The 23,976-nt window shown below is 72.9% G+C and carries 17 protein-coding genes and 2 riboswitches; of the genes, 8 read left to right on the top strand and 9 right to left on the bottom strand.

Features of this window, described 5'->3' with window-relative positions; all coding sequences use genetic code 11:
* Positions 1-56: 56 nt before the first annotated feature.
* Positions 57-953 (top strand): PepSY domain-containing protein, encoded by an 897-nt coding sequence (locus tag WMF22_RS21495; protein WP_438036866.1) that lies wholly within the window; start codon positions 57-59, stop codon positions 951-953.
* Positions 954-1,117: 164 nt separating this feature from the next.
* Here the strand turns inward: WMF22_RS21495 and WMF22_RS21490 are convergent, their stop codons facing one another.
* From WMF22_RS21490 to dhbC, 5 genes are all read right to left on the bottom strand, one after another.
* Entirely contained in the window at positions 1,118-1,894 is a 777-nt protein-coding gene (locus WMF22_RS21490; protein ID WP_438036865.1) for a 2,3-dihydro-2,3-dihydroxybenzoate dehydrogenase, read from the bottom strand.
* Between the two features lie 12 nt (positions 1,895-1,906).
* Positions 1,907-2,752, bottom strand: a complete 846-nt coding sequence (locus WMF22_RS21485) for a siderophore-interacting protein (protein ID WP_438037274.1) — start codon at positions 2,750-2,752, stop codon at positions 1,907-1,909.
* Between the two features lie 46 nt (positions 2,753-2,798).
* Positions 2,799-3,785, bottom strand: coding sequence for an isochorismatase family protein (locus WMF22_RS21480; RefSeq protein WP_438036864.1), 987 nt, complete (start codon positions 3,783-3,785; stop codon positions 2,799-2,801).
* A gap of 95 nt (positions 3,786-3,880) precedes the next feature.
* A complete protein-coding gene (locus WMF22_RS21475) occupies positions 3,881-5,551 on the bottom strand; it encodes a (2,3-dihydroxybenzoyl)adenylate synthase (protein ID WP_438036863.1) in 1,671 nt (556 codons plus the stop codon).
* Positions 5,548-6,822, bottom strand: a complete 1,275-nt coding sequence (gene dhbC / locus WMF22_RS21470; protein WP_438036862.1) for an isochorismate synthase DhbC — start codon at positions 6,820-6,822, stop codon at positions 5,548-5,550. The genes WMF22_RS21475 and dhbC overlap by 4 nt, the downstream gene beginning before the upstream one ends.
* Before the next feature lie 242 nt (positions 6,823-7,064).
* Positions 7,065-7,291: riboswitch (cobalamin riboswitch) on the top strand.
* 207 nt (positions 7,292-7,498) lie between these two features.
* On the opposite strand from dhbC, the gene WMF22_RS21465 reads away from it, so the two are divergent.
* A complete protein-coding gene (locus WMF22_RS21465; RefSeq protein ID WP_438036861.1) occupies positions 7,499-9,529 on the top strand; it encodes a TonB-dependent receptor in 2,031 nt (676 codons plus the stop codon).
* Entirely contained in the window at positions 9,523-10,752 is a 1,230-nt protein-coding gene (locus WMF22_RS21460) for a hypothetical protein (protein ID WP_438036860.1), read from the top strand. Before WMF22_RS21465 ends, WMF22_RS21460 begins: the two co-directional genes overlap by 7 nt.
* Before the next feature lie 33 nt (positions 10,753-10,785).
* Here WMF22_RS21460 and WMF22_RS21455 read toward each other — a convergent pair whose 3' ends face one another.
* Together WMF22_RS21455 and WMF22_RS21450 are read right to left on the bottom strand one after the other, a co-directional pair.
* A complete protein-coding gene (locus WMF22_RS21455; RefSeq protein ID WP_437555444.1) occupies positions 10,786-11,742 on the bottom strand; it encodes a ribonucleotide-diphosphate reductase subunit beta in 957 nt (318 codons plus the stop codon).
* A gap of 59 nt (positions 11,743-11,801) precedes the next feature.
* Entirely contained in the window at positions 11,802-14,264 is a 2,463-nt protein-coding gene (locus WMF22_RS21450) for a ribonucleoside-diphosphate reductase subunit alpha (protein WP_438036859.1), read from the bottom strand.
* 252 nt (positions 14,265-14,516) lie between these two features.
* A riboswitch (cobalamin riboswitch) is annotated at positions 14,517-14,723 on the bottom strand.
* A gap of 192 nt (positions 14,724-14,915) precedes the next feature.
* On the opposite strand from WMF22_RS21450, the gene WMF22_RS21445 reads away from it, so the two are divergent.
* A complete protein-coding gene (locus WMF22_RS21445) occupies positions 14,916-15,782 on the top strand; it encodes an NAD-dependent protein deacetylase (RefSeq protein WP_438036858.1) in 867 nt (288 codons plus the stop codon).
* Between the two features lie 34 nt (positions 15,783-15,816).
* On the opposite strand, the gene WMF22_RS21440 is transcribed toward WMF22_RS21445, so the two are convergent.
* Positions 15,817-16,392, bottom strand: a complete 576-nt coding sequence (locus tag WMF22_RS21440; RefSeq protein WP_438036857.1) for a prolyl hydroxylase family protein — start codon at positions 16,390-16,392, stop codon at positions 15,817-15,819.
* A 123-nt stretch (positions 16,393-16,515) separates the two neighbouring features.
* On the opposite strand from WMF22_RS21440, the gene WMF22_RS21435 reads away from it, so the two are divergent.
* Complete coding sequence (locus tag WMF22_RS21435) at positions 16,516-19,398, top strand: helix-turn-helix domain-containing protein (protein ID WP_438036856.1); 2,883 nt, start codon at positions 16,516-16,518, stop codon at positions 19,396-19,398.
* 328 nt (positions 19,399-19,726) lie between these two features.
* Positions 19,727-21,028, top strand: a complete 1,302-nt coding sequence (traA, locus tag WMF22_RS21430; RefSeq protein WP_438036855.1) for an outer membrane exchange protein TraA family protein — start codon at positions 19,727-19,729, stop codon at positions 21,026-21,028.
* Positions 21,029-21,085: 57 nt separating this feature from the next.
* Here traA and WMF22_RS21425 read toward each other — a convergent pair whose 3' ends face one another.
* On the bottom strand, positions 21,086-21,574 hold the full coding sequence (locus WMF22_RS21425) for a type II toxin-antitoxin system RatA family toxin (RefSeq protein WP_438036854.1): 489 nt from the start codon (positions 21,572-21,574) through the stop codon (positions 21,086-21,088).
* A gap of 49 nt (positions 21,575-21,623) precedes the next feature.
* On the opposite strand from WMF22_RS21425, the gene WMF22_RS21420 reads away from it, so the two are divergent.
* Entirely contained in the window at positions 21,624-22,217 is a 594-nt protein-coding gene (locus WMF22_RS21420) for a Uma2 family endonuclease (RefSeq protein ID WP_438036853.1), read from the top strand.
* A 682-nt stretch (positions 22,218-22,899) separates the two neighbouring features.
* The gene (locus WMF22_RS21415) at positions 22,900-23,793 is read left to right on the top strand and encodes a hypothetical protein (RefSeq protein ID WP_438036852.1); all 894 of its coding nucleotides are present in this window, start codon (positions 22,900-22,902) and stop codon (positions 23,791-23,793) included.
* The last annotated feature ends 183 nt before the right edge of the window (positions 23,794-23,976 follow it).

Below are 23,976 nucleotides of genomic sequence, written 5' to 3'. Positions count from 1 at the left end.
CGCGAGGGCCCCGTTCGCCGCGGGGCCTCCGCGGGCGGCCGCGTTACGGCGCGATCATGAAGGTCGTGCGGCGCGTGCACATGTACCTGGGCCTATTGCTGTTCCCCTGGATACTGCTGTTCGGGATCAGCGGCACGCTCTTCAATCACCCGCAGATCGGGCGAGACATCGACAGCCGGTCGCTCTCGGGAGAGCGGCTGTCGGCGCTCACCGGGTTCCAGCCCTGGGATCCCGGCGAGCTCGCGCGCCAGGTCGTCGAGCAGCTCAACGCCGGCTCGCCCTCGCGCTACACGCTCGATCCGGGCACCCCGGGCGCGTTCTCCGGGTGGCCCCTGCTCGCGGCGCCGCGCGCCGACGGGGGGCGCGAGGTGGTGATCCTGCGCCTCGACGACGGCAGCGCGACGGTCTCCAGCCACCCTCCCGAGCCCGAGGCCCCCGCGCCCCCGTTCGCCGGCGTCGCGATCGACCTTCCTGCGCACAGGATGGCGGCGGTGCAGGAGCAGATAAAGGATCTCCTGCCCAGGATCGGCGTCGACGCCGCGGGGCCGCTGCGCGCCCACCCGAAGATCAGCCCCGAGCTGCGCTTCGGCATGCGGGACGCGGACGGCCGCGCCTGGAACGTCACGTACAACCTGGGCACGGGGCGGCTCGACGGGCGGCCAGCCGGCGCGCGGGGGTGGCCTCGCTTCGTCGAGGTGCTCGAGACGCTCCACAAGACGCATCACTTCCCCGTGCACGGCGGCGTGGCGTGGCTCTGGGCGCTCTTCGCGGACATCACCGGGATCACGCTGGTCGTGTGGGCGCTCAGCGGCCTCGCCATGTGGTGGCAGATGAAGCCCTCGCGGGTCCTCGGCGCCCTCGCGATCGCCGCCGCCGTGGCGCTCGCCGCGGCGGTGATGGTCGGCACGGCGTCGGACGCGCTGTTCGGAAACGTGGGCAAGGAAGGCCCCTAGAGCGACAAACGGGCTGAAGCCGCACGCAAACAGCGAGAAGTTGAGACGCCAAGAGACGCCAAGAGACGCCAAGAGACGCCAGAAGACGCCAAGATTTATTGTTTTCTTGGCGTCTTCTGGCGTCCTGGCGGTTCATTTCTCGCTCGAACGAAGCCAGGCGAGGATCAGGCGCCCAGCGTGGCGCCTCCGTCGATGCAGAGGTCGTGCATCGTGATGTGCCGCGCCTCGTCCGAGAGCAGGAACAGCACCGCGCTGGCGACGTCGTCCGTCGTGGCGATCCGGCGCAGCGGGATGCCCAGCCGGAACGCCTCGGGAGCGCCGGCGATGACCGCCTGAGCGCCGCTATCATCCGCCCAGAGCGCGCGCTGCATCGGCGTGTCCGTCGAGCCAGGGGAGACCACGTTGCACCGGATGTCGTGCTGCGCGAGCTCCAGGCCGAGGCACTTCGTCCACTGGGCCGCGGCGGCCTTCGAGGCCGCGTAAGCGCCCATGTTCATCCGCGGCGTGCGCGCGGCGTTGGACCCGACCGTCACGATCGACCCCGATCGGCGCGGCACCATGCGGCGCGCCACGGACCGGCTCACGTTGAACACCCCCCGGGTGTTGACCGCGAAGGTGCGCTCCCAGTCGTCGCTCGTCAGCGAGAGGGCGCCGCCCACGCGCAACACGCCGGCCACGCTGACGAGCATCTCGAGGGGGCCGAGCTCGCGCTCGATCCGCTCCACCGCGCCCTCGACCGCCTCGCCGTCGGCCACGTCCACCGCGAACGCCGCGGCGCGATGGCCGCTCGCCTGGAGATCGGCGACGACGGCGCCCAGGCGCTCCCGGTTCGCGTCCACCGCCGCCACCGCGGCGCCCCGCGCGGCGAGCCTCCGGGCGACGGCCTCGCCGATCCCCTGGGCCGCGCCCGTGACGAGCGCCGCCCTGTGCTTGAACTCCATCGATCGCTCCTGTCAGGCCCTGTCGAGCCCATCCATGATCCGGTGCCGCTCCGCGTGGTACGCCTCCTCGGACTGGCTCGCCTTCCAGTAGGGGATCGCGTACAGCGCCTCGCGCCCGAGCCCGCGCTCGTCGAGCAGGTGATCGCGGATCGCCACGACGGACGACGACTCACCCGCAACCCAGGCGAAGACGCGGCCCTCCGGCCATTCGAGGGAGCGGACGGCCGCCTCGAGCCGGGGGCCCGGGGCGTGCTCGCCCTGCAGGTAGATCCAGGTCAGCGCGACGTGCGGCGGGCGATCGATCTCCTGCACGTCCGCCGCGTCGGGGACCGCGACGATGGCGTGGCCGCGCGCCGTCTCCGGCAGGGCCTCGAGCAGCGCGCCGATGGCCGGCAGCGCGGAGAGGTCGCCGGCCAGGAGGTACCAGTCCGCGGGACCGAGCATCGGATCGGGGCCGCCCGGCCCGGCGATGCCGATGCGGTCGCCCGGCCTCGCGTGGTGGGCCCACCGCGACGCGGGGCCGTCGTCCCCGTGCAGGACGAAGTCCACGTCCAGCTCGCCGGCCTGCGCGTCGTACCTGCGCACCGAGTAGGTGCGCGTGATCGGCCGCCGCGGCATCGGAGGCCAGACGGGGCCGTCCGGGCCCAGCGTCGGCAGCTCCGGCGCCGCCTGGTCGCCGCGCGGGAAGAAGACCTTGATGTGCGCGCCGCCCGAGCGCGCGGGGAACCCCGCGATCGCCGCGCCGCCCAGCGTGATCCGCCGCATGCGGGGGGAGATCGCGGTCGTGCGCAGCACCTCGAGGAGGCGCGGCGGGGTGCGCGCCACCGTCCTGGGTGGGGATGTCGCGACCTGATTCATGCTGACCTGTGCCATGGGGAAGCCGTCGTCTGGCAAGCTCGGCCGGTCAGCGGGCGGCTTCCTGGAGGGGCGCCTCCGCGCGGTGCCGGGGCGCTGGTCTCGCCTCGCGCGGCAGCCGGGTCGACAGGAGCTCCCACCAGTGCCCGAGCGTCGGCAGCTCGGCGAGATCCACGAACGCGACGTCGATCCCCGCGGCGCGCCACTGCTCGACGAGCGTCATGAGCCGTATCGAGTCGAGCCCCAGATCGAGGATGCTGTCGCGATCGGAGATCGCCGAGGGGAGCTGGTCGAGGACCTCGGCGACGTCGCCGCGCAGGCCCTCGACCCACGGCGCCCGGTCCTGCGTCGCGCTGAGCGGCGCCGCCGCGTCGCGCTGCGGGGCGCTCGTCCGCTCGCGGGGGGCGAGCGCGGCCAGGACGTCGCTCGTCGGCAGCGCGACGCCGCACCGCTGCGCCACGTAGGCGATGGCCATGTCGTGCTGCTGCCGGGAAAAATCGGCGGTCGCGTCGGTCACGAGGAACGGCTGGACGTCGTTCATGAACGCCTCGCACGCGGTCAGCAGGCACCCGATGTGCGCGTACACGCCGCACACGATCAGCTGATCGCGGCCCCACCGGCGCAGGAGATCCAGGAGCTCCGTCCGCTGGAAGGCGCTGTAGCGCCACTTGGTGAGCACGGTGTCGGCGCTTCCCGGCGCGAGCTCGCGCACGATCTCGTGTTTGTCGGGCTGCTGCGTCAGCCCGGGCCCCCAGAGATCCGTCAGCAGACCGCGCTGGGCCCTCGTCTGCTCGGCGGGCTGCTTCGTGTAGACGACCGGGATCCCGCTCGCCGCGCACCGCTCCCGGAGCAGGCGGACACTCTCGATCAGCTCGACCATCGGAGACGCGCTCGCGTCGTAGAAGCCGAGGAAATACTCCTGCATATCGTGGATCAAGAGGACGGAGCGCCCCGGATCCGGCCGCCATGACGCCCGGCTCTCCGGGAGCTCCTCGGCTCGTGGCATGCGATAGGTCTGGATGCGGGGGATGGCCATGGTCGTTCCTCTCTTCTCTCTCTCGTGATCGCAGCGCTCCTGTCGATGGAACGGGCCGCGGGCGTCGCTGCGCCGCCTGGGCCCGCGCTGTCCTCTCAGGCGCGCGCGCCCTGCGCGAGCCTGTCGGCGATCCAGCGGCGGAGCGCCTTCTTGTCCACCTTGCCGACGCTCGTCGTCGGGAGGGCGTCGAGCCACTCGATGCGATCGGGCACCTTGAACTGGGCGACGCCGCGCTCGCGCAGGAAGGCGCTTATCTCCCTCGCCGGCGGCGGCTGCCCGCGGGCCACGAGGAACGCGCACGAGCGCTCGCCGAGGTGGACGTCCGGCATGGCGACGAGCGCCGCGTCGCGCACCGCCGGGTGGGCGAGGACGTGGTTCTCGACCTCCTCGGCCGCGATCTTCTCGCCGCCGCGGTTGATCTGATCCTTGGCGCGGCCCTCCACGACGAGGTAGCCCTCCGGGGTCCGCCGCACGAGATCACCCGTGCGGTAGAAGCCGTCGCGCGTGAACGCCTTCTCGTTGTGCGCGTCGGCCCTGTAATAGCCGCGGATCGTGTAGGGCCCTCGCGTGAGCAGGTGACCGACCTGCCCGGGCTCGACGTCGCGGTCGTCGTCGTCCACGACGCGGACCTCGTCGTGGGGCGAGATGGGCCGGCCCTGCGTCTCGAGCGCGATCGCGTCGGGGTCGTCGAGGCGGGTGTAGTTGACGAGCCCCTCCGCCATCCCGAACACCTGCTGCACCTTGCAGCCCAGGGTCGGCCCCACGCGGCGCGCGACCTCCGCGGGGAGCCTGGCGCCGCCCACCTGGAGCACCCTCAAGCTCGACAGGTCGTGCCGCGCCGCCCGGGCCGCTTCCAGCCAGACCGAGGCCAGCGGCGGCACGAGCGCCGTCAGCGTGACCCGCTCCCGCTCGATCCACGGGAACGCCTCGTCCGGGCTGGGGCGGCGGCAGAGCACGACGCGGCCGCCGGCGTGGAGAACGCCCAGGCTCCCGGGTGAGCTGAGCGTGAAGTTGTGCGCGACGGGGAGGGCGGCGAGGTAGACGCTGCCCTCGTCGAGCCCGCAGATCTCCGCGCTGGCCCGCACGCTGTAGAGGTAGTCGTCGTGCGTCCGCGGGATGAGCTTCGGTACGCCCGTGCTCCCGCCGGACAGCTGGAAGAAGGCGACGTCCCCCGCGGCGGGCTCCGGGAGCGCGACGGGCTCCCGGTCCAGGCCGGAGAGCGCCGTGTGCTCGCCCGGATCGCCGGCCACGAGCACGTGCCGCAAGGTCCTGACGTCGCGCCGGAGCTGGCTCGCCAGCGCGCGGTAATCGAACCCGCCGTCCCGGTCGGCGATGACGTACGCGACCGCCTCGGTGTGCTCGCAGAAATACGCGATCTCGGCGCGCCGGTGCGCGGGCAGGGCCAGCACGGGGAGCGCCCCGAGCCGGAACAGCGCGAAGCACACCTCGAAGAACTCCGCGATGTTCGGGAGCTGGACGACGACGCGATCCCCCGGCCGGAGCCCGAGGTGCAAGAGGCCCGCGGCGAGGCGATCGGCGCGCTGATCGAGCTCCCCGTAGCTCAGCCGGCGATCGCCGCTGACGAGCGCGATCCGATCCGGGTGCCGCGCGGCCCGCTCGCGCAGCAGGCGCCCGAAGGTCTCGCCGCGCCAGTAGCCGGCGCGCCGGTAGAGATCGGCCACCGCGGCCGGCCACGGAGTCCAGCCGTCGAGCGCCTGTGGTCGCGCCTGCGCGGGCGCCGGCCGGCTCTCCTCCGGAGCGCTCATGCCTTCTCCGGCGCCTGGTCGAGGCCGAGCGCGTTCAGCATCGTCCCGAGCTTGGCGGTGGTCTCGGCGAGCTCGTGCTCGCCGTTCGAACCGATGACGATCCCGGCCCCGGCATAGAGGCGGAGCGCCCGGCCCGCGACGTCGGCGCAGCGGATGACGACCGCCCACTCGCCGTCGCCGCTGGCGTCGGACCAGCCCACGAGCCCCGTGAAGAACCCGCGATCGAACCGCTCGATCGCCCCGATGGCCTCGCGGGCGCGGTCCGTCGGGTATCCGCACACCGCGGGGGTCGGGTGCAGCGCGGTGGCCAGCTTCATCGAGGAGATCGAGAGATCGCGCAGCTCCCCGGTGAGCCGGCTCGACAGGTGCCACAGCGTCGGGGTCTGCGTGAGCGAGGGCTCGTCGGGGACGCTCAGGCGCCGGCAGAACGGCCGGAGCGCGGCGGCGACGGCGTCGACGACGATCGCGTGCTCGTGCCGGTCCTTCTCGGACGCGAGCAGGGCGATCGCGCGCCGGCGGTCCTCGTCGGGGTCGGGGCTGCGGACCGCGGAGCCGGCGAGCGGATTGGCGATCACCCGGAGCCCGGAGCGCGACAGGAGCAGCTCCGGGCTCGCGCCGAGGAGCGTCCGCGCGCGCGACGTCGCGACGCCGCGCTCCGCGCTGGAGAGCCCCGCCATGGGATCCGAGAGGTTGGCGGCGAAGGTGTAGCCGTTCCGGTTCTGCTGCGAGAGGCGCTGGAGGACGAGGCGGAGATCGACCGGCTCCCGCAGGACCATCTCCAGCATCCTGGAGAGGACCACCTTGCTCAGCGCCTCGGACCGCATCAGGCCCACCGCCGTCTCGACGCCGCGCACGTAGTCGCGGGGCTCCGGGACCTGGCGCAGCTCCTGGACGGTGATCGGCAGGTGCGCCCGCGGCGATTCCGACGTGGGGTTGAGCGGGCCCGCGCTCTGGATCGCCCGCGGCACGATGAGGTGCGCCGGCGACGTGCTGTTGAACGGCACCGCGCCGACCACCATGGGGAGGTTCTGGCCGGCGCCGGCGCCGGCCCTCGACGCCGACGCGAGCACCCTCGTGACGCGGTCCGCGAGGCGGTCGCCCTGATCCGCGCCGTTCGGCTCGAGGATCATGTCGTGTACGCCCTGCGCGAGGAGGGTGCGTGTCGGCGACGCGAAGAAGAACGCCGACTCGGGGGTGTATTGCTTCAACAGCTGCCCTGCGTTCACCGCGGGCAGCGCGACAGCGGCCGGTATCGAGATGGAACTCGTCACATTCAGCTCCGATGGGCGTCGAGAGCCACGTGGGCTCAGGTCATCGGGCGCTGGACGTCAGGTCTCTGGCCGCTCGTTCCTGATAACTGATAAAGAAAATCAGTTTCAAGTGACTCATGGCACGCGCGTGCACGACTGTCAAGGGACTCCCGGTTCTGTCTCGGGTGTGCGTCGCCGGTGGGCTTGTGGACGGGGCGCTCCGGGTCTTCGCTTCTGCGTTGACATCCTGCGTGACGGGTGCGACGAGTCGCCCCGCCATCGGTGCTCGTCCGGCCATCACCGGGCGAGCTGAAAAGGGAACCCGGTGAGAATCCGGGACTGCCCCCGCAGCGGTGAACGGGAACGACCATCACCAAGAAGCACTGGGCACGCACCAGAGCAGCCTGGGAAGCGGTGATGTGTAGGAGAGCGACCGGCGACGGCCGCAGCGCCCGTGAGTCCGAAGACCTGCCGAAGGTGCGCGCGCCGGTGCGCCGGCGCGCGCTGACCTGAGCCTTCGAGGGGAAGGCGCCCAGGCCCTAGACCACCTCGCTCGCGCGCGGTGTCGCGGCCCGTCACGCAGCCCCCTCGCTTCGGCTCTCGGCTCACCCGGAGCAGCGCTGGGTCGACGCGGGCAGGCGGCGCGTGAATGGTTGATTCCTCGGATCGTCGGTCGCGGCGGCGCCGGAGCGCTGGCGTGGCGTGCTGGCTCTCGCTCGCCGCCTGCAGCGCCGTGGCGGCCCTGCCGGCCGCCCGCGCCGACGATGCGCGCAGGCCGGAGGCCGAGCAGGAGGGCGGTCGCGCTGCCGCTCCGCCGGGGCCGGACCCGCTGGAGGTGCGCGTCGAGGGGGATCACCTGCGCGCGCCCGCGCCGCCCAAGGACAGGTCCGTCGCGGGGTCGGTGCTGGGCCGCGAGCGCCTCACCGGCGCGGGGCTCGGGGCGGCGGACGTGCTCCGCACGCAGCCGGGCGTGCTCATCATCGAGACGGGCGGCTTCGGCGGGCCGGCGACAGCGGCCCTCCGGGGAGCGACCGCCACGCAGACGCCGGTGTACCTCGCCGGCGTCCGCCTGAACGACGACGTCGTGGGGACGGCGGATCTCTCCCTCGTGCCCCTCTGGCTCATCGAGCGCATCGAGATCTACCGCGGCCACGCGCCCATCGAGGCCGACCGCCTCGGCCCCGGCGGCGCGATCTTCTTCGAGCCGCGGCGGCCTTCCCGGACGACGGCCGGCGCGGGCGCCATGGCGGGCTCGCTCGGCGCGCGGCGCGGGTGGGCGTTCGCCGGCGCCAGCGCGGGCCCGGTGAGCGCGCTCGTCGGGGTGAGCGCCGAGGCCGCGGAGAACCGCTACGCGTTCGTGGACGATCGCGGGACGCTCTTTGACGAGAGCGACGACACCCTGGAGCGCCGGCAGAACGCCGACGTGCGCACGATCGACGCCTGGGCGCTCGCGCGCGTCGAGCTCGGGGGCGGCGCGATCGTCGACGTGATCGCGAACGGCACCGATCGCGAGCAGGGCGTGCCGAGGCTCGCGCTCCTGCCGTCCCGCGAGGCGCGGGGGGAGTCGCGGCGCGCGCTGGCGTCGGTCGCGGCGCGGGTGCCGTTCGGCGGAGAGGCGCAGCACACGCTCGAGGCGCGCACCTCGTTCATCGAGGCGCGGTCGGAGGTCCACGACCCCCTCTTCGAGCTCGCGCTGCAGACGCCGGAGCTCCGGCTCGCCGGCCGCCGCCTGGAGCAGACGCTCGGGGCGACGCTCTCCTTCGCCGACCGGCTCCGGGTGCGGCCTGTGCTCTCGGTCGCGCGCGAGGGCATCTCGCGCGCGCCGGACGACGTGCCGGTCGCGCGGGCGCGGCGCTCGTTCGCGCGCGGCGCCGTCAGCGCGGAGGCGCGCCTCGGCGAGGGGCTCGCGCTGCACGCCCTCGCGAGCGGGGAGTGCCACGCCACCGGCGCGGACCGCGAGCGCCCTTGCGACGTGCTCGTCCCGACCGGGCGGGTCGGCGTGGAAGTGGGGAGCGACCGGCTCCGGCTCCTCGCGACCGTGGGCCGCTACGTCCGCGTCCCGACGCTCGGCGAGGTGTACGGCGTCTCCGGCGTCGTCCACGGCAACGCGGCGCTCGAGCCGGAGTCGGGCGCCACGATCGAGGCCGGGATCCGGGCGCAGACGGGGCGCGGCGCCGTGCTGCGCGGCGCCTTCCTCGACGTGTTCGCGTTCGGGAGCGTGGTCTCCGGGCTCGTCGCTTACGAGAAGTCCGGCCAGGGCTACGTGAGCCCGTACAACGTCGGCCGCGCCCGCGTCGTGGGCGCGGAGCTCCTGGCCGGGGTCGAGGTGACCCGGTTCCTCCGCGCCGAGATCGCGGCGACGCTGCTCGATCCGCGGGACACGACGCCGGGGCGGACGACGAGGAACGACCTCCTCCCGTTCCGCTCGCGCCTCGTCGTCGCGCCGCGCCTGCACGCCGAGTGGAAGCGCCCGGGCGGCGCCGTGTTCTCGGGCGCGTCGGGCGAGCTCCGGGCCGTGTACCAGTCGAGCCGGTACGCCGACCCCGCCGGCCTCGGCGTGATCGCGGAGCAAGCGACCCTCGACCTCGACGCGGAGGCGAGGTGGCTCAGCGGGCACCTTGCGGTGAGAGCTCGCGTCGCGGACCTCCTGGACGCGCGGCGCACGGATGTCGTCGGGTTTCCGCTCCCGGGGCGGAGCGTGTTTTTCACACTGGAGTCAACATGGTGAAGATCAGTCTGTTTGCGTTCGCGATCTCGATTCCGATCCTCGGGTGCAACGTGGATTCGCCGCCGCCGTCGACGGGCGGCGTCCACGGCGGCGGCGACGACGCGTGTGAGAGCGGCGTTGTCATCGTGACGAGCGACTACCAGTCGACGAACATCGCCGTGTCGGCGCTCGACGGGACCACGCTGTCGCCCTCCTTCGTGTCGAGCGGCGCGGCGAAGCCGGGGCTCAGCCTCGCGCTGTCCGGCGATGTCGATGTCCCGGGGGTGGCGTCGCCGTCCGGCCGCGTCGTCCTGCTCGATCGGTTCGGAACGAACGTGATCACCTGGATGGATCTCGAGACGGCCGAGGTCCTCGCGCAGCTCCCGGTCGGGCAGGGGTTCGAGTCGAACCCTCAGGACTACATCGAGGTGGGCGCGGATCGCGCGCTCGTGTCGCGCTACGGGAGCAACCCGAGCCCTGGCGTGGAGCCGTTCGACGAGGGCGGCGATCTCCTGATCGTCGACACGAAGGAGTACTCCATCGCGGGGCGCATCGCCCTGCCGGAGGAGGAAGAGGGGCTCCTGCCGCGCCCGTCGGGCATGGCGCGCGTCGGTGACGACGTTGTCGTGGCCCTCGGCCGGCTCGCCGCGGACCTCTCGACCGTGGGCGAAGGGCGCTTCGTTGGCGTCTCGCCGGCCGAGGGCGCCGTCACATGGACGGTCGACGTGCAGGGGCTCTACGGCTGCGGGCGTCTCGCCGTGTCGCCCTCGGGAGAGCGGCTGGCGGTCGCCTGCTCGAGCCGCTTCGACGTCGAGGCGATGGAGTACGATCCGGCGACGAGCGATGTCGTGATCTACGACGCTCGCACCTCGCCCCCGGAGGAGATCGAGCGGCTCGGCGTGGCGAGGGCGCTCGGCGCCGCGGTCCAGCCCACGCTCGTCTTCGCCTCCGAGGACGTGCTTCTCGGGACGGCCTACGCGGGCGGCGCGTCCGCCGGGGACCGCGCCTTCTCCGTGAGCATCACCACGGGCGAGGTCACGACGCTCGCCGAGGCGACCCAGTCTTACGCCTTCGGCGGCGTCCACTGCTCGCCCGGCTGCGGCGATGTCTGCCTGCTGAGCGACGCGGAGAGGAGCAAGCTCCGGCGCTGGAAGGTGGCGGCGAACGGCGCGCTCGAGCCGCTGGAGGACGCGACCGTCGACACCGAGATCGGGCTCCCGCCGCGAGGGATCGGCGGGCTCTGATCGGCCCCGCGGGGGTGCGTCGGTTGATTGGCGTCAGAAAGCGGCGTCCAGGACGACCTCCCCGGAGACGCCGACCTGGTACGCGGAGACGCGGCGCTCGAAGAAGTTCGTGACCTCCTGGACGTCTTGCAGATCCATGAACGAGAACGGGTTCTTCGCCCCGTAGCGCTTCGGCATGCCGAGCGTGGCGAGCCGCTGGTCGGCGCAGAACTCCAGGTAGCTGCGCACGTCGCGCGCCGACATGCCCGCCACGCCGGCGCCGAGGAGATCCTCGGCGAACCGGGCCTCGCAGGCGATCGCCTCATCCATCATGTCGAGGATCGACCGCGAGAGCCCGGCGTCGAAGAGCTCGGGCTCCTCGCGCCGCGCCGTGCTCACGACCTCGAAGGCGAAGCGCATGTGCGCGCTCTCGTCGCGGAAGACCCAGCTCGTCCCCGCGGCGAGCCCGTGGAGCAGGCCGCGCGAGCGCAGGAAGTACACGTACGCGAACGCGCCGAAGAAGAAGAGCCCCTCGACGCACGCGGCGAAGCAGATGAGGTTCAGGAGGAACCGCCGCCGCTCGGCGCGCGACTCCAGCCGGCCGAGCGACTCGACGGAATCGAGCCACCGCATGCAGAAATCGGCCTTCTGGCGGATCGAGGGGATGTTCTCGACGGCCGCGAAGGCGCGGTGACGGTCCTCGGGATCGGGGATGTACGTGTCGAGGAGCGTCAGATAGAACTGGACGTGGAGCGCCTCTTCGTAGAGCTGCCGGGACAGGTACATCCGCGCCTCCGGGGCGTTGATGTGCCTGTACAGGTTGAGGACGAGGTTGTTCGCCACGATGGAGTCCCCCGTGGCGAAGAACGCGACGAGGCGCTGCACGAGGTGCCGCTCCGCGTCGGTCATCTTCCGCAGGTCGCCCACGTCCGTGGAGAAGTCGACCTCCTCCACGGTCCACGTGTTCTTGATGGCGGAGCGGTACATCTCGAAGAAGGCCGGATAGGCCATCGGGCGCAGCGTGAGGCACTGGCCCGGATCGAGGAGGCGCGCGGGGCGGCTGACGCGGCTCACTGGCAGGCCTCGCAGGCCTCGGGGTTCTCGAGCGCGCACGCCACGTCCGCGGCCGCCTTCGCCGGCGCCGCCTCCACCGTGGCCTTGGTGATGCGCGTCGCGGGGCGCGATCGCAGGTAGTACGTCGTCTTGAGCCCCTTCTTCCATGCGTGGAAGTACATGCTCGAGAGCTGGCCGATGGTGGGGTTCTCGATGAAGAGGTTCAGCGACTGGCTCTGATCGATGAACGCCCCGCGATCCGCGGCCATGTCGATGAGCGAGCGCATCGGGATCTCCCACGCCGTCCGGAACACGGCGCGGAGCTGCTCGGGCAGCTCGTCCATGCCCTGGACCGAGCCCTCCGCGAGCTTGAGCCGGGCGCGCACCGCGTCGTTCCAGGCGCCGAGCCGCTTGAGCTCCGCGACCAGGTAGCGGTTCATCTGCAGGAAGTCCCCCGAGAGCGTCTCGCGCTTGAAGAGGTTGGACACCTGCGGCTCGATGCACTCGTAGCAGCCCGCGATCGACGCGATGGTGGCCGTCGGCGCGATGGCGACGAGCAGCGAGTTCCTGAGCCCCTCGGCGCGGATGCGCGCGCGGAGCGCCTCCCAGCGCGCCGCGTCCTCCGGGACGACGTTCCACGCGTCGAACTGGAGCTCTCCGCGCGCGGCGCGCGTCTCGTCGAACGCCGGGTGCCGCCCCTTCTCCGCCGCGAGGTCCGCGGACGTCGAGAGCGCGTTGTAATACACCTCCTCCGAGATCCGCCTGGAGAGCTCCCGCGCGGCCGGGGCGTCGAAGGGCAGGCGCATCTGGAAGAACACGTCCTGCAGGCCCATGAGCCCGAGCCCGACGGGCCGCCAGCGGAGGTTCGATCGCCTCGTCGAGGGGATGGGGTAGTAGTTGAGGTCGATGACGCGGTCGAGCTGGCGGACCGCGGTCCGCACCGTGCGCGCGAGCTTCTCGAAGTCGAACGCGACCGCGCCGTCCGCCAGCGTGGCCGTGTGGCGCGCGAGGTTGATCGAGCCCAGGTTGCAGACGGCCGACTCCTCGTTCGAGGTCACCTCCAGGATCTCGGTGCAGAGGTTCGAGAGGTGGACGATCCGGCCCGGCAGCGCCGTCTGGTTGCAGGCGCGGTTCGACTTGTCCTTGAACGTCATCCAGCCGTTGCCTGTCTGCGCGAGCGTGCGCATCATCCGCGCGTAGAGCTCGCGGGCCTTCATCGTCTTCTTGGCGAGGCCCGCCCGCTCGGCCTCGACGTAGCGACGCTCGAACGCCTCACCGTAGAGATCGGGGAGATCGCGCGCGTCCTTCGGGTCGAACAGGCTCCATTCGCCGTCGGCCTCGACCCGCTTCATGAAGAGGTCCGGGACCCAGCTCGCGAGGTTCAGGTTGTGCGTGCGCGCGGCCTCGTCGCCCGTGTTGTCGCGCAGCGAGAGGAACTCCTCGACGTCGGCGTGCCACGGCTCAAGGTAGACGCAGCACGCGCCCTTGCGCTTGCCGCCCTGGTTCACGGCCGCGACGGACGCGTCGAGCGTCTTGAGCCACGGCACGATCCCGCTGGAGTGCCCGTTGGTGCTCTCGATGAGCGAGCCGCGCGAGCGCACGCGGTGGTAGGCGAGCCCGATGCCGCCCGAGAACTTCGAGAGCATCGCGACGTCGGTGTAGCGCTGGTAGATGGTCTCGAGGTGATCGTCCGGCGAGTCGAGCAGAAAGCAGCTCGAGAGCTGCTCGTGGCTCGTCCCGGAGTTGAACATCGTCGGTGAGCTCGGCAGGTAATCGAGCGACGAGAAGAGCCGGTAGAGCTCGACGGCCTGCGCCGCCGTCTCGGACAGCGCGCACGCGATGCGCAGGAAGAACTGCTGCGGCGTCTCGAGGACGAGGCGCGTCTCGGGGTGCTTCAGCAGGTAGCGGTCGTAGAGGGTCCGCAGGCCGAAGTACTCGAGCTCGTGATCCCGCCTCGGCTCGATGGCGTCGTTCAGCTTGCGGGCGTTCTGCGCCACGAAGCCGTGGAGCCGATCGTTGATGAGGCCCAGCCGCCGCCCCACGGCGACGGACTGCGAGAAGGCGTGGATCTCCTGATTGCGGACCTCCTTGTCGATGTACGTGGCGAGCAGGCGCGCCGCGAGCTTCGCGTACTGGGGCTCATCGGCGATGAGCGACGCCGCCGTCTGGATGGAGAGCTGATCGAGCTCGCGCGTCGTCGCGCCGTCGTAGAGGCCGCTGATGGTCTTTGTCGCGACGCGGAGCGCGTCCACGTCGGACAGGGCCGCGCACGAGCGGCTCACAGCCCGTACGATCTTGTTGACGTCCACGGGCTCGCTCGACCCGTTCCTCTTCTTCACCCGCATCGTCGTGTGCGGGGGCGTCTCCTCCGCGCCGGCGCTCGTCATGGCGGGCGCATGAGGTGCGTGGAGTGCGTGGGGGGCGTGGAGCGCGCGCAACGGCGCCGCGCCGTTGCTCTTCACCAACGGTTCGTTCAGCATGGCATCCTCCTCGTGCTCGTTCCGAGCGGTCCCGGACCGCTCGCGTCGATGCCGCGAGAGCGAAGAGGCCAGCCGATGCGCACGGGTGCGCCAGGCTCTTTGGAGGAGCCCTCGGACCGACCGCTCGCCCCCGCGGGCGAAAGGAAGACAGCGCGGGAGGGGGTCGGAACCGGGACAAGCGCGAGAGTCTGCGCCAGCTCGGACCTACCCGCCTCCCGCGAGGCTTCCAGGTCAAACCGGCGCCGGATGTCTCCCCAGCGCAGGATGTTGGCAGGTCTTCGGGCTCACGAGCGCTCCGGCTCTCGCCGGGTTCCTACGGTCCACCGCTTCCCAGCCCGAGGGCCAGTGCGCGTCGTGGAGATCGTTCTCGCTTACCGCTGCGGGGCAGCCCCGGATTCACACCGGGTTCCCTTTTGAGCCCGGGCCGAAGCCCGAGGCACCAACATGGGCACTACATATGGTGGTGCAGTGAGCCGGTCAAGCGAGATGTTGTGGGGGGAGCTCCGTTGCTCGGTTGCACGCTCGATTGCACGCTCGATTGCATGCGCGGCTGCGTGTTCATTGCACGCTCGGTTGCCTCGGTTGCATGGTCGGGCGGTCGACGCACGCTGGCCTGGCGGCGCGCGCCGTGGCGGGCCACAACCCGGGCATATGTCGCTCAGCGAAGCGCGTCCGGCCGATCCGCTCGACGACCTCGTCGCGCTCCTGCGCGGCAGGCGGATCGTGGCGCTGACGGGCGCGGGGTGCAGCACCGAGTCCGGCATCCCCGACTATCGAGGGCCCGAGACGCGGCGCCGCGCGCGGAACCCGATCCAGGGGCGGGAGTTCTGCCGCTCGGCCGAGATCCGGCAGCGCTACTGGGCGCGCGCCGTGATCGGCTGGGAGCGGTTCTCCAGGGCCGAGCCGAACCCCGCCCACCGCGCCCTCGCGCGGCTCGAGCACGCGGGGCAGCTCGAGGGCCTCATCACGCAGAACGTCGACGGCCTCCACCAGGCCGCGGGCAGCCGTCGCGTCATCGAGCTGCACGGGACGCTCTCCGAGGTCGCCTGCCTCGCGTGCGGCGCGATGGAGCGGCGCGCCGCCCTCCAGGAGCGGCTCCTCGCCCAGAACCCCGGCTGGTTGCGCCTCACGGCCGACCTCGCCCCCGACGGCGACGCCGACCTGCCCGCCGAGCGCGTGGCGGGCTTCCGTGCGCCGCCGTGCCTCCGCTGCGATGGGCCGCTCAAGCCGCGCGTCGTCCTCTTCGGCGAGAACGTGGCCCGGCCGATCGTCGACGCGGCGTTCGCGCTGGTGGACGCGGCGGACGCGCTCCTCGTCGTCGGCTCGTCGCTGGCGGTCTTCTCGGGCTACCGCTTCGTGCTGCGCGCCGCGCAGCGAGGCATCCCGATCGCCATGATCAACCTCGGCGCCGCGCGCGGCGAGGAGCTCGGCGCGCTGAAGATCGAGGCCCGCGCCGGCGAGGTGCTGCCGCGCCTCGCCGAGGCGCTCGGCGCCGGCGCGACCGCGGCGCCGCGCTGAGGCGCCGAGCGCCGGCGCACGCGCGGCGCTGGCATCAGCCGCGCCGGTACATCACGTCGCTGCGGAGGACGTACTTGCTCCCCCGTGTCACGGCGGCGCCGCGGTGGAGCCGGCGGTGCTCGAACAGCAGCGCCATCCCGCGCTGCGGGGCGATGCTCCGGCCGCCCCAGAAATCGGTCGTGCCGCCCTCGAAGTCGTCGTTCAGGTAGATCATCGCGGTGAACAGGCTCCGCTCGCCGTCGGATCGCACGAACGACCCGTCGCCGTGCCAGTTGAAATATTCGCCTTCGGTGTAGCGATAGTAGCGGAAGCGCTCGTTCAGCCCGACGGCGCGGTGGAGGCCGAAGCGCGGCGGCATCCAGGGCGCGAGCCGCTCCCAGAGGCTCGCGGCGAGGTCCGGATCGTCGATCATGACGCGGCCGTTCCTGCGCACCTCGAGGTTGATCACCTCGGTGCCTCCGATCGGCGCCTGCTCGAAGCCGCGCGCCTCGGCGAGCGCGATGAAGGCCTCGCACTCCTCGGGCGACAGGACGTTCGTCACCGTGAAGATGCGGAGATCGTCGGTGTAGTCGGTGCACTGGGCGGTCCGTTCGGCGTGCAGGGTGCTCATGCGTGGAGCGTGGGTTCGGGCGGACCGGATCCGGAAGGGCGGGATCCGGGCAGGACCGGGCAGGACCGGGCAGCGCGGTGGACAGGAGAGCGCCCCATCGCCGATGATCGAGCGCTCGCACCGATGGCACGGGTCTCCAGGGCGGGCCGCGGCGCGGAGCCCGCGGTCCGCTTCAACCACACGCTCCTCCAGCGGGCGCGGCTCGATCTCGACCTGACGCAGGAGCAGGTCGCCGCGTCGATCGGCGTCGACGTGCGGACCTACCGCCGCTACGAGTCGGGCGCCGTCAACGATCCGCGGCTCGGCTTCTCGGTCCGGAGCCCGTCCCGGCGGCGCATCCTCGAGCGGCTCGGCGCCGAGCTCGGCCTCGCCGAGGCGGAGCTGCTCGTCGTCGAGGCCGAGGCCGAGGCCGCGCCGGCGGCGGATCCCGCCGCAAAGGAAGCGGGTGCGGCGAGCCAGGCCGCGGAGGCGCCCGCCGGGGCGGGGGAGGCGCTCCACGAGAAGGCAGGGGAGAAGGCGCCGGCCGGCGCGCCCGCGCCGTCGCGGGGAGCCGCCCCGGCGTGGCGCCCGCTGCACGCGCACACGCTCCAGCGAGCGCGGCACTTCGTCGGGCGCGCCGAGATCCTCGATCGGCTCGCCGCGTGGGCCGGCGGCTCGCCGCCGCGCCCCCGGGTGATCGCGCTCCTCGGCGTCGGCGGGGCGGGCAAGACGGCGATCGCCGAGCGCTTCCTCCAGGGGCTCGGCGACGCACCGCGGCCCGGCGGGGTGCTCGTCTGGAGCTTCTACGACGACCCCAGGACCGAGGCGTTCCTCGACCAGGCGGCCGCCTACTTCGCGCCGGGCGCGGGCGCCTCGGGCCTGGCGGCGCCGCGGCCCGAGGCGCCCGGAGAGCAGCTCGCGCGGCTGAAGGAGGCGCTGGGGCGGGGGCCGCCGCACCTGCTCGTGCTCGACGGGCTCGAGACCGTGCAGGCCGAGGGGGGCGCAGGGCGCGCGCACGGCGAGCTCCACGACGCGCTCCTCCGGCGGCTGCTCTGCGCGATCGCGTCCGGGCTCGGCGGCGCGCGGGCGCTCGTCACGTCGCGCTTCGAGCTCGCGGATCTGTCCGCCTGGGCCGAGGGCGGGCTCGCGACGATCCGGCCCGAGCCGCTCTGCGAGGGCGACGCCGCGTCGCTCCTGCGCCGCTGGGGCATCCGCGGCGACGACGGCGCCCTCGGCGCGCTGTTCGAGGCGACGGGCGGCCACGCGCTCTCGGTCGCCGTCGTCGGCTCCTACGTGGGCGCGTTCCTCGGCGGCGACGCGGGGCGGCTCTCCGCGGCGCAGGCGGCGCACCTCGCCGGGGCCGAGCAGGACGACGTCCTCGCCCGCCGCCTGAGCTCGGTGCTGTCGGCCTACGCGCGCGCGCTGCCGCCGGGCGAGCGGGATCTTCTCGCGCGCCTCTCGGTGTTCCCCGGCGGCGCGGGCGAGGAGGCGCTGCTCCAGCTGGTCCGGGCCGGCGGCGAGATCGCGGGCGCCATGGCCGGGTGGGGCGCCGCGGAGCTCGCGCGCGGGCTCGCCCGGCTCGAGCGGCTGGGGCTCGTGTTCGCGGCGCGCCCGGGCGAGCGCTGCTACTCGACGCACCCCTTCGTGCGGCAGCACTTCAAGTCGCTGCTCGGCGTGTCGCCGGAGCGCGTCCACGCCGCGGGGAGCGCCGCGCCGCCGCCGCGCCTCGACGAGGCGCCGCGCCGGGCGCCGCGGGAACGCGAGGCGGTCGACGCGTACGAGGCCATCCTCACCGAGCTGCTCGGCGCCGGGCGCGCGGGCGAGGCGTACGAGATCTACGCGCTCGCCCTCGGCGGCTTCGCGCACCTCGGGCTCAAGCTCGGCGACATGGCCCGCGGCGCCCGCATCCTGCGCGCGTTCGCCGGCGGCGACGACCCCCGCGGCATGCCCGCCTCGCTGCCCGCGCGGGTGCGCGCCTCGCTCGCGTACGACGCGGGGCTCTACGCGGGCGCGCTCGGGGATCTCGCGTTCGCCTGCGCCTGCTACGAGGCGCACAACGAGATCGCCGGGGCGCTCGCCGACCCGGCCCCGATCGCGACCGGCCTGCGCACGCTGGCGTACACGGAGCGGCTCCGGGGCGATCTGACCGGCGCGCGCCGCCTGCTCGAGCGGTCGGCGGAGATCGCCGGCGGCGCCGCGGGGGGCGCCCGTCGCGCCGCGGCCCACGTGGACCAGGTCCACGCCGTGCGCGCGCTGGCGCTGCTCGCCGCGGTGCTGCACGACCTCGGCGAGGTCGACGCGGCGGGCGAGCGCTTCGCGCGCCTGCGGGCGCTGGGCGACGCGCCGGTGGCGCGCCGCGCGCTCTGGGAGGCGGAGCACGCGCTCGCGCTCGGGCGCCGCGACGAGGCGCGCGAGGCCACGGAGCGGAACATCGCCGAGTGCAGGCGGAGGGGCTGGGAGGGGCACGTCGCGCACGGCCACACGCTGCTCGGCCTCGCGCTGCTGGACGGCGGCGACGGCGGCGACGGCGGCGGCGGCGACGTCGCGCCGGCCGAGGCGCACCTCGTCGAGGCGCGCCGCTGGGCTGCCGCGACGGGCGAGGTGGAGGTCGCGCTGCGGTGCCACGAGCTCGCGGCGCGGATCGCGCTCGCCGCTGGCCGGCTCGACGACGGCGCGCGGCAGGCGCTGGAGGGGCTGCATGTCGCCGAGGCGTGCGGGTTCGGCCCGTTCCGCGCCCGGCTCGCGGTCGTCGCCGCGCGGTGCGCGCTCGCGCGCGGCGCGGGGGCGGCGGCGTCCGCGACGGCGCTCGCCGACTCGTCGGTGGCGTGGGCGGGCGAGGACGCGTGGGCGAGGGCGGACGCGCTGCACTGGGCGGGCGTGGCGCGCGCGGCGGCGGCGCGCGGCGAGGAGCGCGCGCGAGGGCGGGAGCTGCTCGCCGAGGCAGCGGCGCTGCGGGCGCGCCTGCGCCACCCCGGGGCCGGAGCGTCGCGGGAGGCGCTCGCGCGGCTAGAACGACAAACGGGTTGAAACCGCCAGAAGAGAGCAGAATTCGAACCGCCAAGGCGCCAAGGACGCCAAGAAAATCACAAAAATCTTGGCGTCTTATGGCGCCTTGGCGGTTCACTTCTCGCTCGATCAACGTGATCGGTTTTCTAGGCGGATGAGGGCGTGGCCCGCGCGCGCGCCGGCGACGAACGGAGCGCCGCGGGCGGACACTCCGCTGCTCGCTGTCGGGATCGTGCCCGCGAGGGGGATTTCCGGGCTCCGCGTTACGAGCGCGGGATAACGTGCCGTGAATCGCGGGTCGCATGCGAGCGGCCGCGCAGTTGCGCTGTTTTCCTTGCCAGGAGCGACCATGTTCCACCGATGTCCCAAGCTGACGATCTCTCTCGTGCTCGCCCTCTCCACGGCGCTGGGAGCACCGGGCTCCGCGAACGCCGAGCCAGTGATCATCGAAGGAGGTCCTGTAGCGCCGCTCCCCGCCGAGGGAGGAACGGGCCTGTGCGCCGCGCAAAGGCCATCGTCCGCGCCGGATGTCGACTTCTGGGTTCCGACGGGCGAAAGCGCGGGCTTCATCGAGAAGATGAGCGCGTTCTTCGACGCGGGGGAGGAAGAGCTCGTGAGCTCCGTGGTGCGCACACCGCTCGATCTCTCGAACAAGTACGACGCCGGGAGCGGGGCGAGCTTCGGCGATTTCACGGACGCTGTCTCCGACTGCCCGGCAGGAGGGTGCGACTTCGTCGCGAACGAGCCCGACGCGGCGTTCGGCATGCGCTTGCGCGGGTACCTGGCCGTGCCGAGCGACTACATCGGGCAGCCTGTCCACTTTGGCATTTACGCCGACGACGCCGTGGCCCTCGTGATCTACGACTCGGTGCAGGCCGCCTATCCGGTGCTGGTGCAGCCACCCGCGCTCGGCGCGCCCAGCTGGCGAATGACGAATACCGTCACGTTCGGCGAGGAGGGCCTGTACCCCGTCGAGATCCTCTATGCCGCGATCGTCGAGCATTCAGAGCTCGAGGTGTCGCTCCTGGTAGGCGAGTTCCAGGATTTTCAGCTCAAGTCCGGCGAGGCCGCCGGCACGAACCTCGCCGAGTCCGGCTTCACGCTCCTCGCGCCGGCGGCGTTCCATCGGAGCGTGGCGGGCGACGCCTCCGCGCCGGACGAGGACGCCTGCGCGCAGTGCGGCCGCGAGTTCGTCGGCCAGAGCGGAAACAACGGCTGCGAGGCGGGCTCCTACTGCAACGACGCCGCGCTGTGTGCGCCGTGTGTCATCGACGCCTTCTGCGGGCCTTCGTGCAACCCGTGCAGCGCGGCGGCGCCGCGCTGCGCCCTCGTGGAGGGGACGCCGGCGTGCGTCGCGTGCGTGAGTGATGCGGACTGCGATGACGGCGAGGCCTGCGACCTCGAGGCGCACGCCTGCGCGGTGCCGCCCGGCCCCGACGCGGGCGCCGGCGGGACCGGCGGGGGCGGGGGCGGCGCGGATGCGGGCGGCGGCGGCGCGGCGTCCGAGCCAGACGCGGAGGGCGACGACGGCGGCTGCGGGTGCCGGGTCGGCGGCGAGGGGCGGCAGGGCGGCGGGCTCGCCTTCGCGCTCGCGGGGCTCGGGCTCGCGCTCGCGGGCGCCCGTCGCCGGACGCGCGCGGCCTCGCGGTGAGCGGGTCCACGGAGCGCGGCTCGCGCTGAGCTCCCGCGGCGCGGCCTTGCCTGCGCGTCAGAGGGCTGCCGGGCCGCGCCCCGGCAGCCGCAGCAGGATGTCCGTCGTCTCGGCGCTTTTCTTGAGCCCGGCGAGGCGCTGCTCGATGTCGCGCCTCAGCACGCCAGCCATCACCGGCTCCAGCACCGGGGCGAGGGCCTGCGGGCGCGCGGTGAAGTTGTAGCGGAACGTGACGCGCGTCCGTCGCGGCGACAGCGCCTTGAAGAGCCATGCGCCCGAGAACTGGCGGAAGATCCGTGGCCCATCGACCATCGTGATGGCCACCTGCTCCGGCGGGTTCAGGGTGATGTAGCGGGCCTCCATGGACAGCCCGTTCTTCGCCCGCACCCACACCCGCACGCCGACGGCGGGCTCGGTCGCGCCGTCGCGGTAGCGCATCTCGCGGAGGAACGGGTCCCACTGGAGCCGGAGAGCGTAGTCCTGGGACAGCGCGAAGAGCTCGTCGCAGGCGGCGTCGATCTCGGCGGTGCTCTGGATCGTGGGCATGGCGTCGACGATAGGGTCGTGACGCGCTGGCGTGGCATACTGCCGGACCATGAACGAGCCGGCGCGCAGGATCGTCTGGACATACGCCGAGTATCTCGAGCAGGAGCGGGCGAGCCCGACGAAGCACGAGTTCCTGAACGGCGAGATCTTCGCGATGGCCGGCGGGACGCCGGAGCACGCGCGCCTGTGCCTGAGCGTCGGCGCCGAGCTCCGGGCGCAGCTCCGCGGGCGACCCTGCGCGGTCTACTCCTCCGATCTGCGCGTCCGCGTGCAGGCGACCGGGCTCGCCACGTACCCTGACGTCAGCGTCGTCTGCGGGAGGCTCGAGCGCGATCGCGAGGACAAGGACGCGGCGCTCAACCCGATCGTCCTGGTCGAGGTCCTCTCCGAGAGCTCGGAGGCCTACGACCGTGGGCAGAAGTTCGCGCACTACCGGCGGATCCCCTCGCTCCGGGAGTACGTGCTCGTCTCGCAGCACGAGCAGCGCATCGAGGTGTTTCACCGCAACGAGGACGACTCGTGGACGCTCCGGGAGGCCCGCGCTGGAGAGGGCGCACATCTGGAGGCGATCGGGTGCGCTCTGTCGGTAGACGAGGTTTACCGAGACCCGTTCTCCCAGGTCGCGACGGCGGCAGAGGGGTGACTCCGGTATTCGTGATGAGCCTCGCTACTTCGGCTCGATGAGCGGCTTGCCCGGAAGTCGTCGCGCAGCGGGCCGAGGTCACGGGCGCGTCGAGGACCGGAGCCTCCGCAGCGGAGTGGGCCCTCTGCGGGGAAGCCCGCATCCAGGAACGGGAGCCACGACGCTCGATCCAGAAGAGTGGCGGCTGTACGTATCCGGCGCGCTGCGTTCGCCGGCCTCGCGACCTGCACGCCGCGCCAGTCCCTTCGGACCTCCGCGCCCGCCTGCGCCAGCTGGCCCTGTGCCGGCGGTCTGCACCGTAGCGCGGCGTAGCGCGGCCGGTGGCCCCCGCACGGCGGGCGCTACCGGAGGTCACGTGGATCGCTCCACCGCTGTGGCGTCCTGCCGGGTGACACTACGTGCGTCCCCCCATCGAGAGGAGGGCATCCGGAGTGACACTACGTGTGTCCCGCCGTTTACAGATCGGCCTGCGAAATGACACTACGTGTATCCAACCGTTTACAGATCGGCCTGCGAAATGACACTACGTGACCCCATCCACACCCGCCCCGGGGTTCGCGGCCACGGGGGCGCCTCCCTCCGCAGCCCCATCCCCCTCGCGTCGAGATCCTGCGCTCCTCCGAGCACACATCCGGCGCTGCTGTGGCCTACCGTCGCGCTCGCCTGGACGTAGGTTCCCACGATGGCCAAAGCCAAGACCCAACAAGCACACACCGGGAAGGCGCCCACGGCGACTCCCACGGCAAAGACAACCTACCACGCCTGTTACAAGCGTTTTGCCCCGCAGGCCATGGCGCTCCCGGACCGCGACGTCGAGGTCTGTCGGGCGGACGTGCGGATCGCCTTCGCCAACGTGAAGCGCGGCTTCCAGGCCGCCTGCGCGGATCCCGCGCGGATTCGGCGAGCGCTGCCCGAGCTGCCGCTCGACGACGTGCTCGCGCTGCCGGACCTCGGCCGGGCCCTGGTCTTCGCCGCCACGCGCGTCACGGCGAAGCCGGCCAGCTCCGGTGAGATCGAGGCCAAGCTGAAGGTCGTGATCGAGCTGCGGGAGCCGATGCTCACGCTCGCCGAGACCCTGGCCAAGCGGGGGCTCCTGCCGAAGGACGTCGTGGCCGAGATCCGCGCCGGCAGCGGCAAGTACGATCTCGCCAGCGACGGGATGGCGCTGGCCCACCTCTACGAGGAGCACGCGGTCGCGCTCCGCGGAAAGCACCCGTTCAGCCAGGAGGAGTTCGAGCAGCTGCGGGAAGCGAGCGAGTGGCTGCTCGACACCCTCACCCCCGAGGGGGCCCGCCGGCCCGCGGCAAAGCAGCGCGGCGAGGCCGAGACGATGCGCGACCGGCTCTGGACCCTCCTGGTCCGTCGCTACGCCGACCTCCGGAAGATCGGGTATTACTTTCACGGCGACGCGTTCGAGGAGGTGACCCCGAAGCTCCTGTCGCGGGTGTCGAGCACCGCTGTCGACGACGTGAGCGAGGAGGAGGAGATCGAGGCAGATGCGGGCGGCGGCGAGGACGCGGGCGAGGGCGGCAACCACGGCGCCGTCTCGCAACCCGCCGTCGTGTCGTCGCCGTAAGCGGCGCGCAGCCTACCGCGCCGCGCGCGGTCGAAAGCGCCCGTGCGGTGTGGCGCTGCCCCCCGCGCCGCCCGCTCGCCCGGCGCTCGCCCTCCTGCACATCGTCGCTCGCGGCACGCGGCTTGCGACGCGCGTGGGGCGGGGGACGCGGCCGCCGCTCATGGCGGGATCGCGCCACCCTGG

Source organism: Sorangium sp. So ce204 (assembly GCF_051526795.1).
GTDB classification, from domain to species: domain Bacteria; phylum Myxococcota_A; class Polyangia; order Polyangiales; family Polyangiaceae; genus Sorangium; species Sorangium cellulosum_B.
This window is presented reverse-complemented; position numbering and strand designations above follow the sequence as displayed.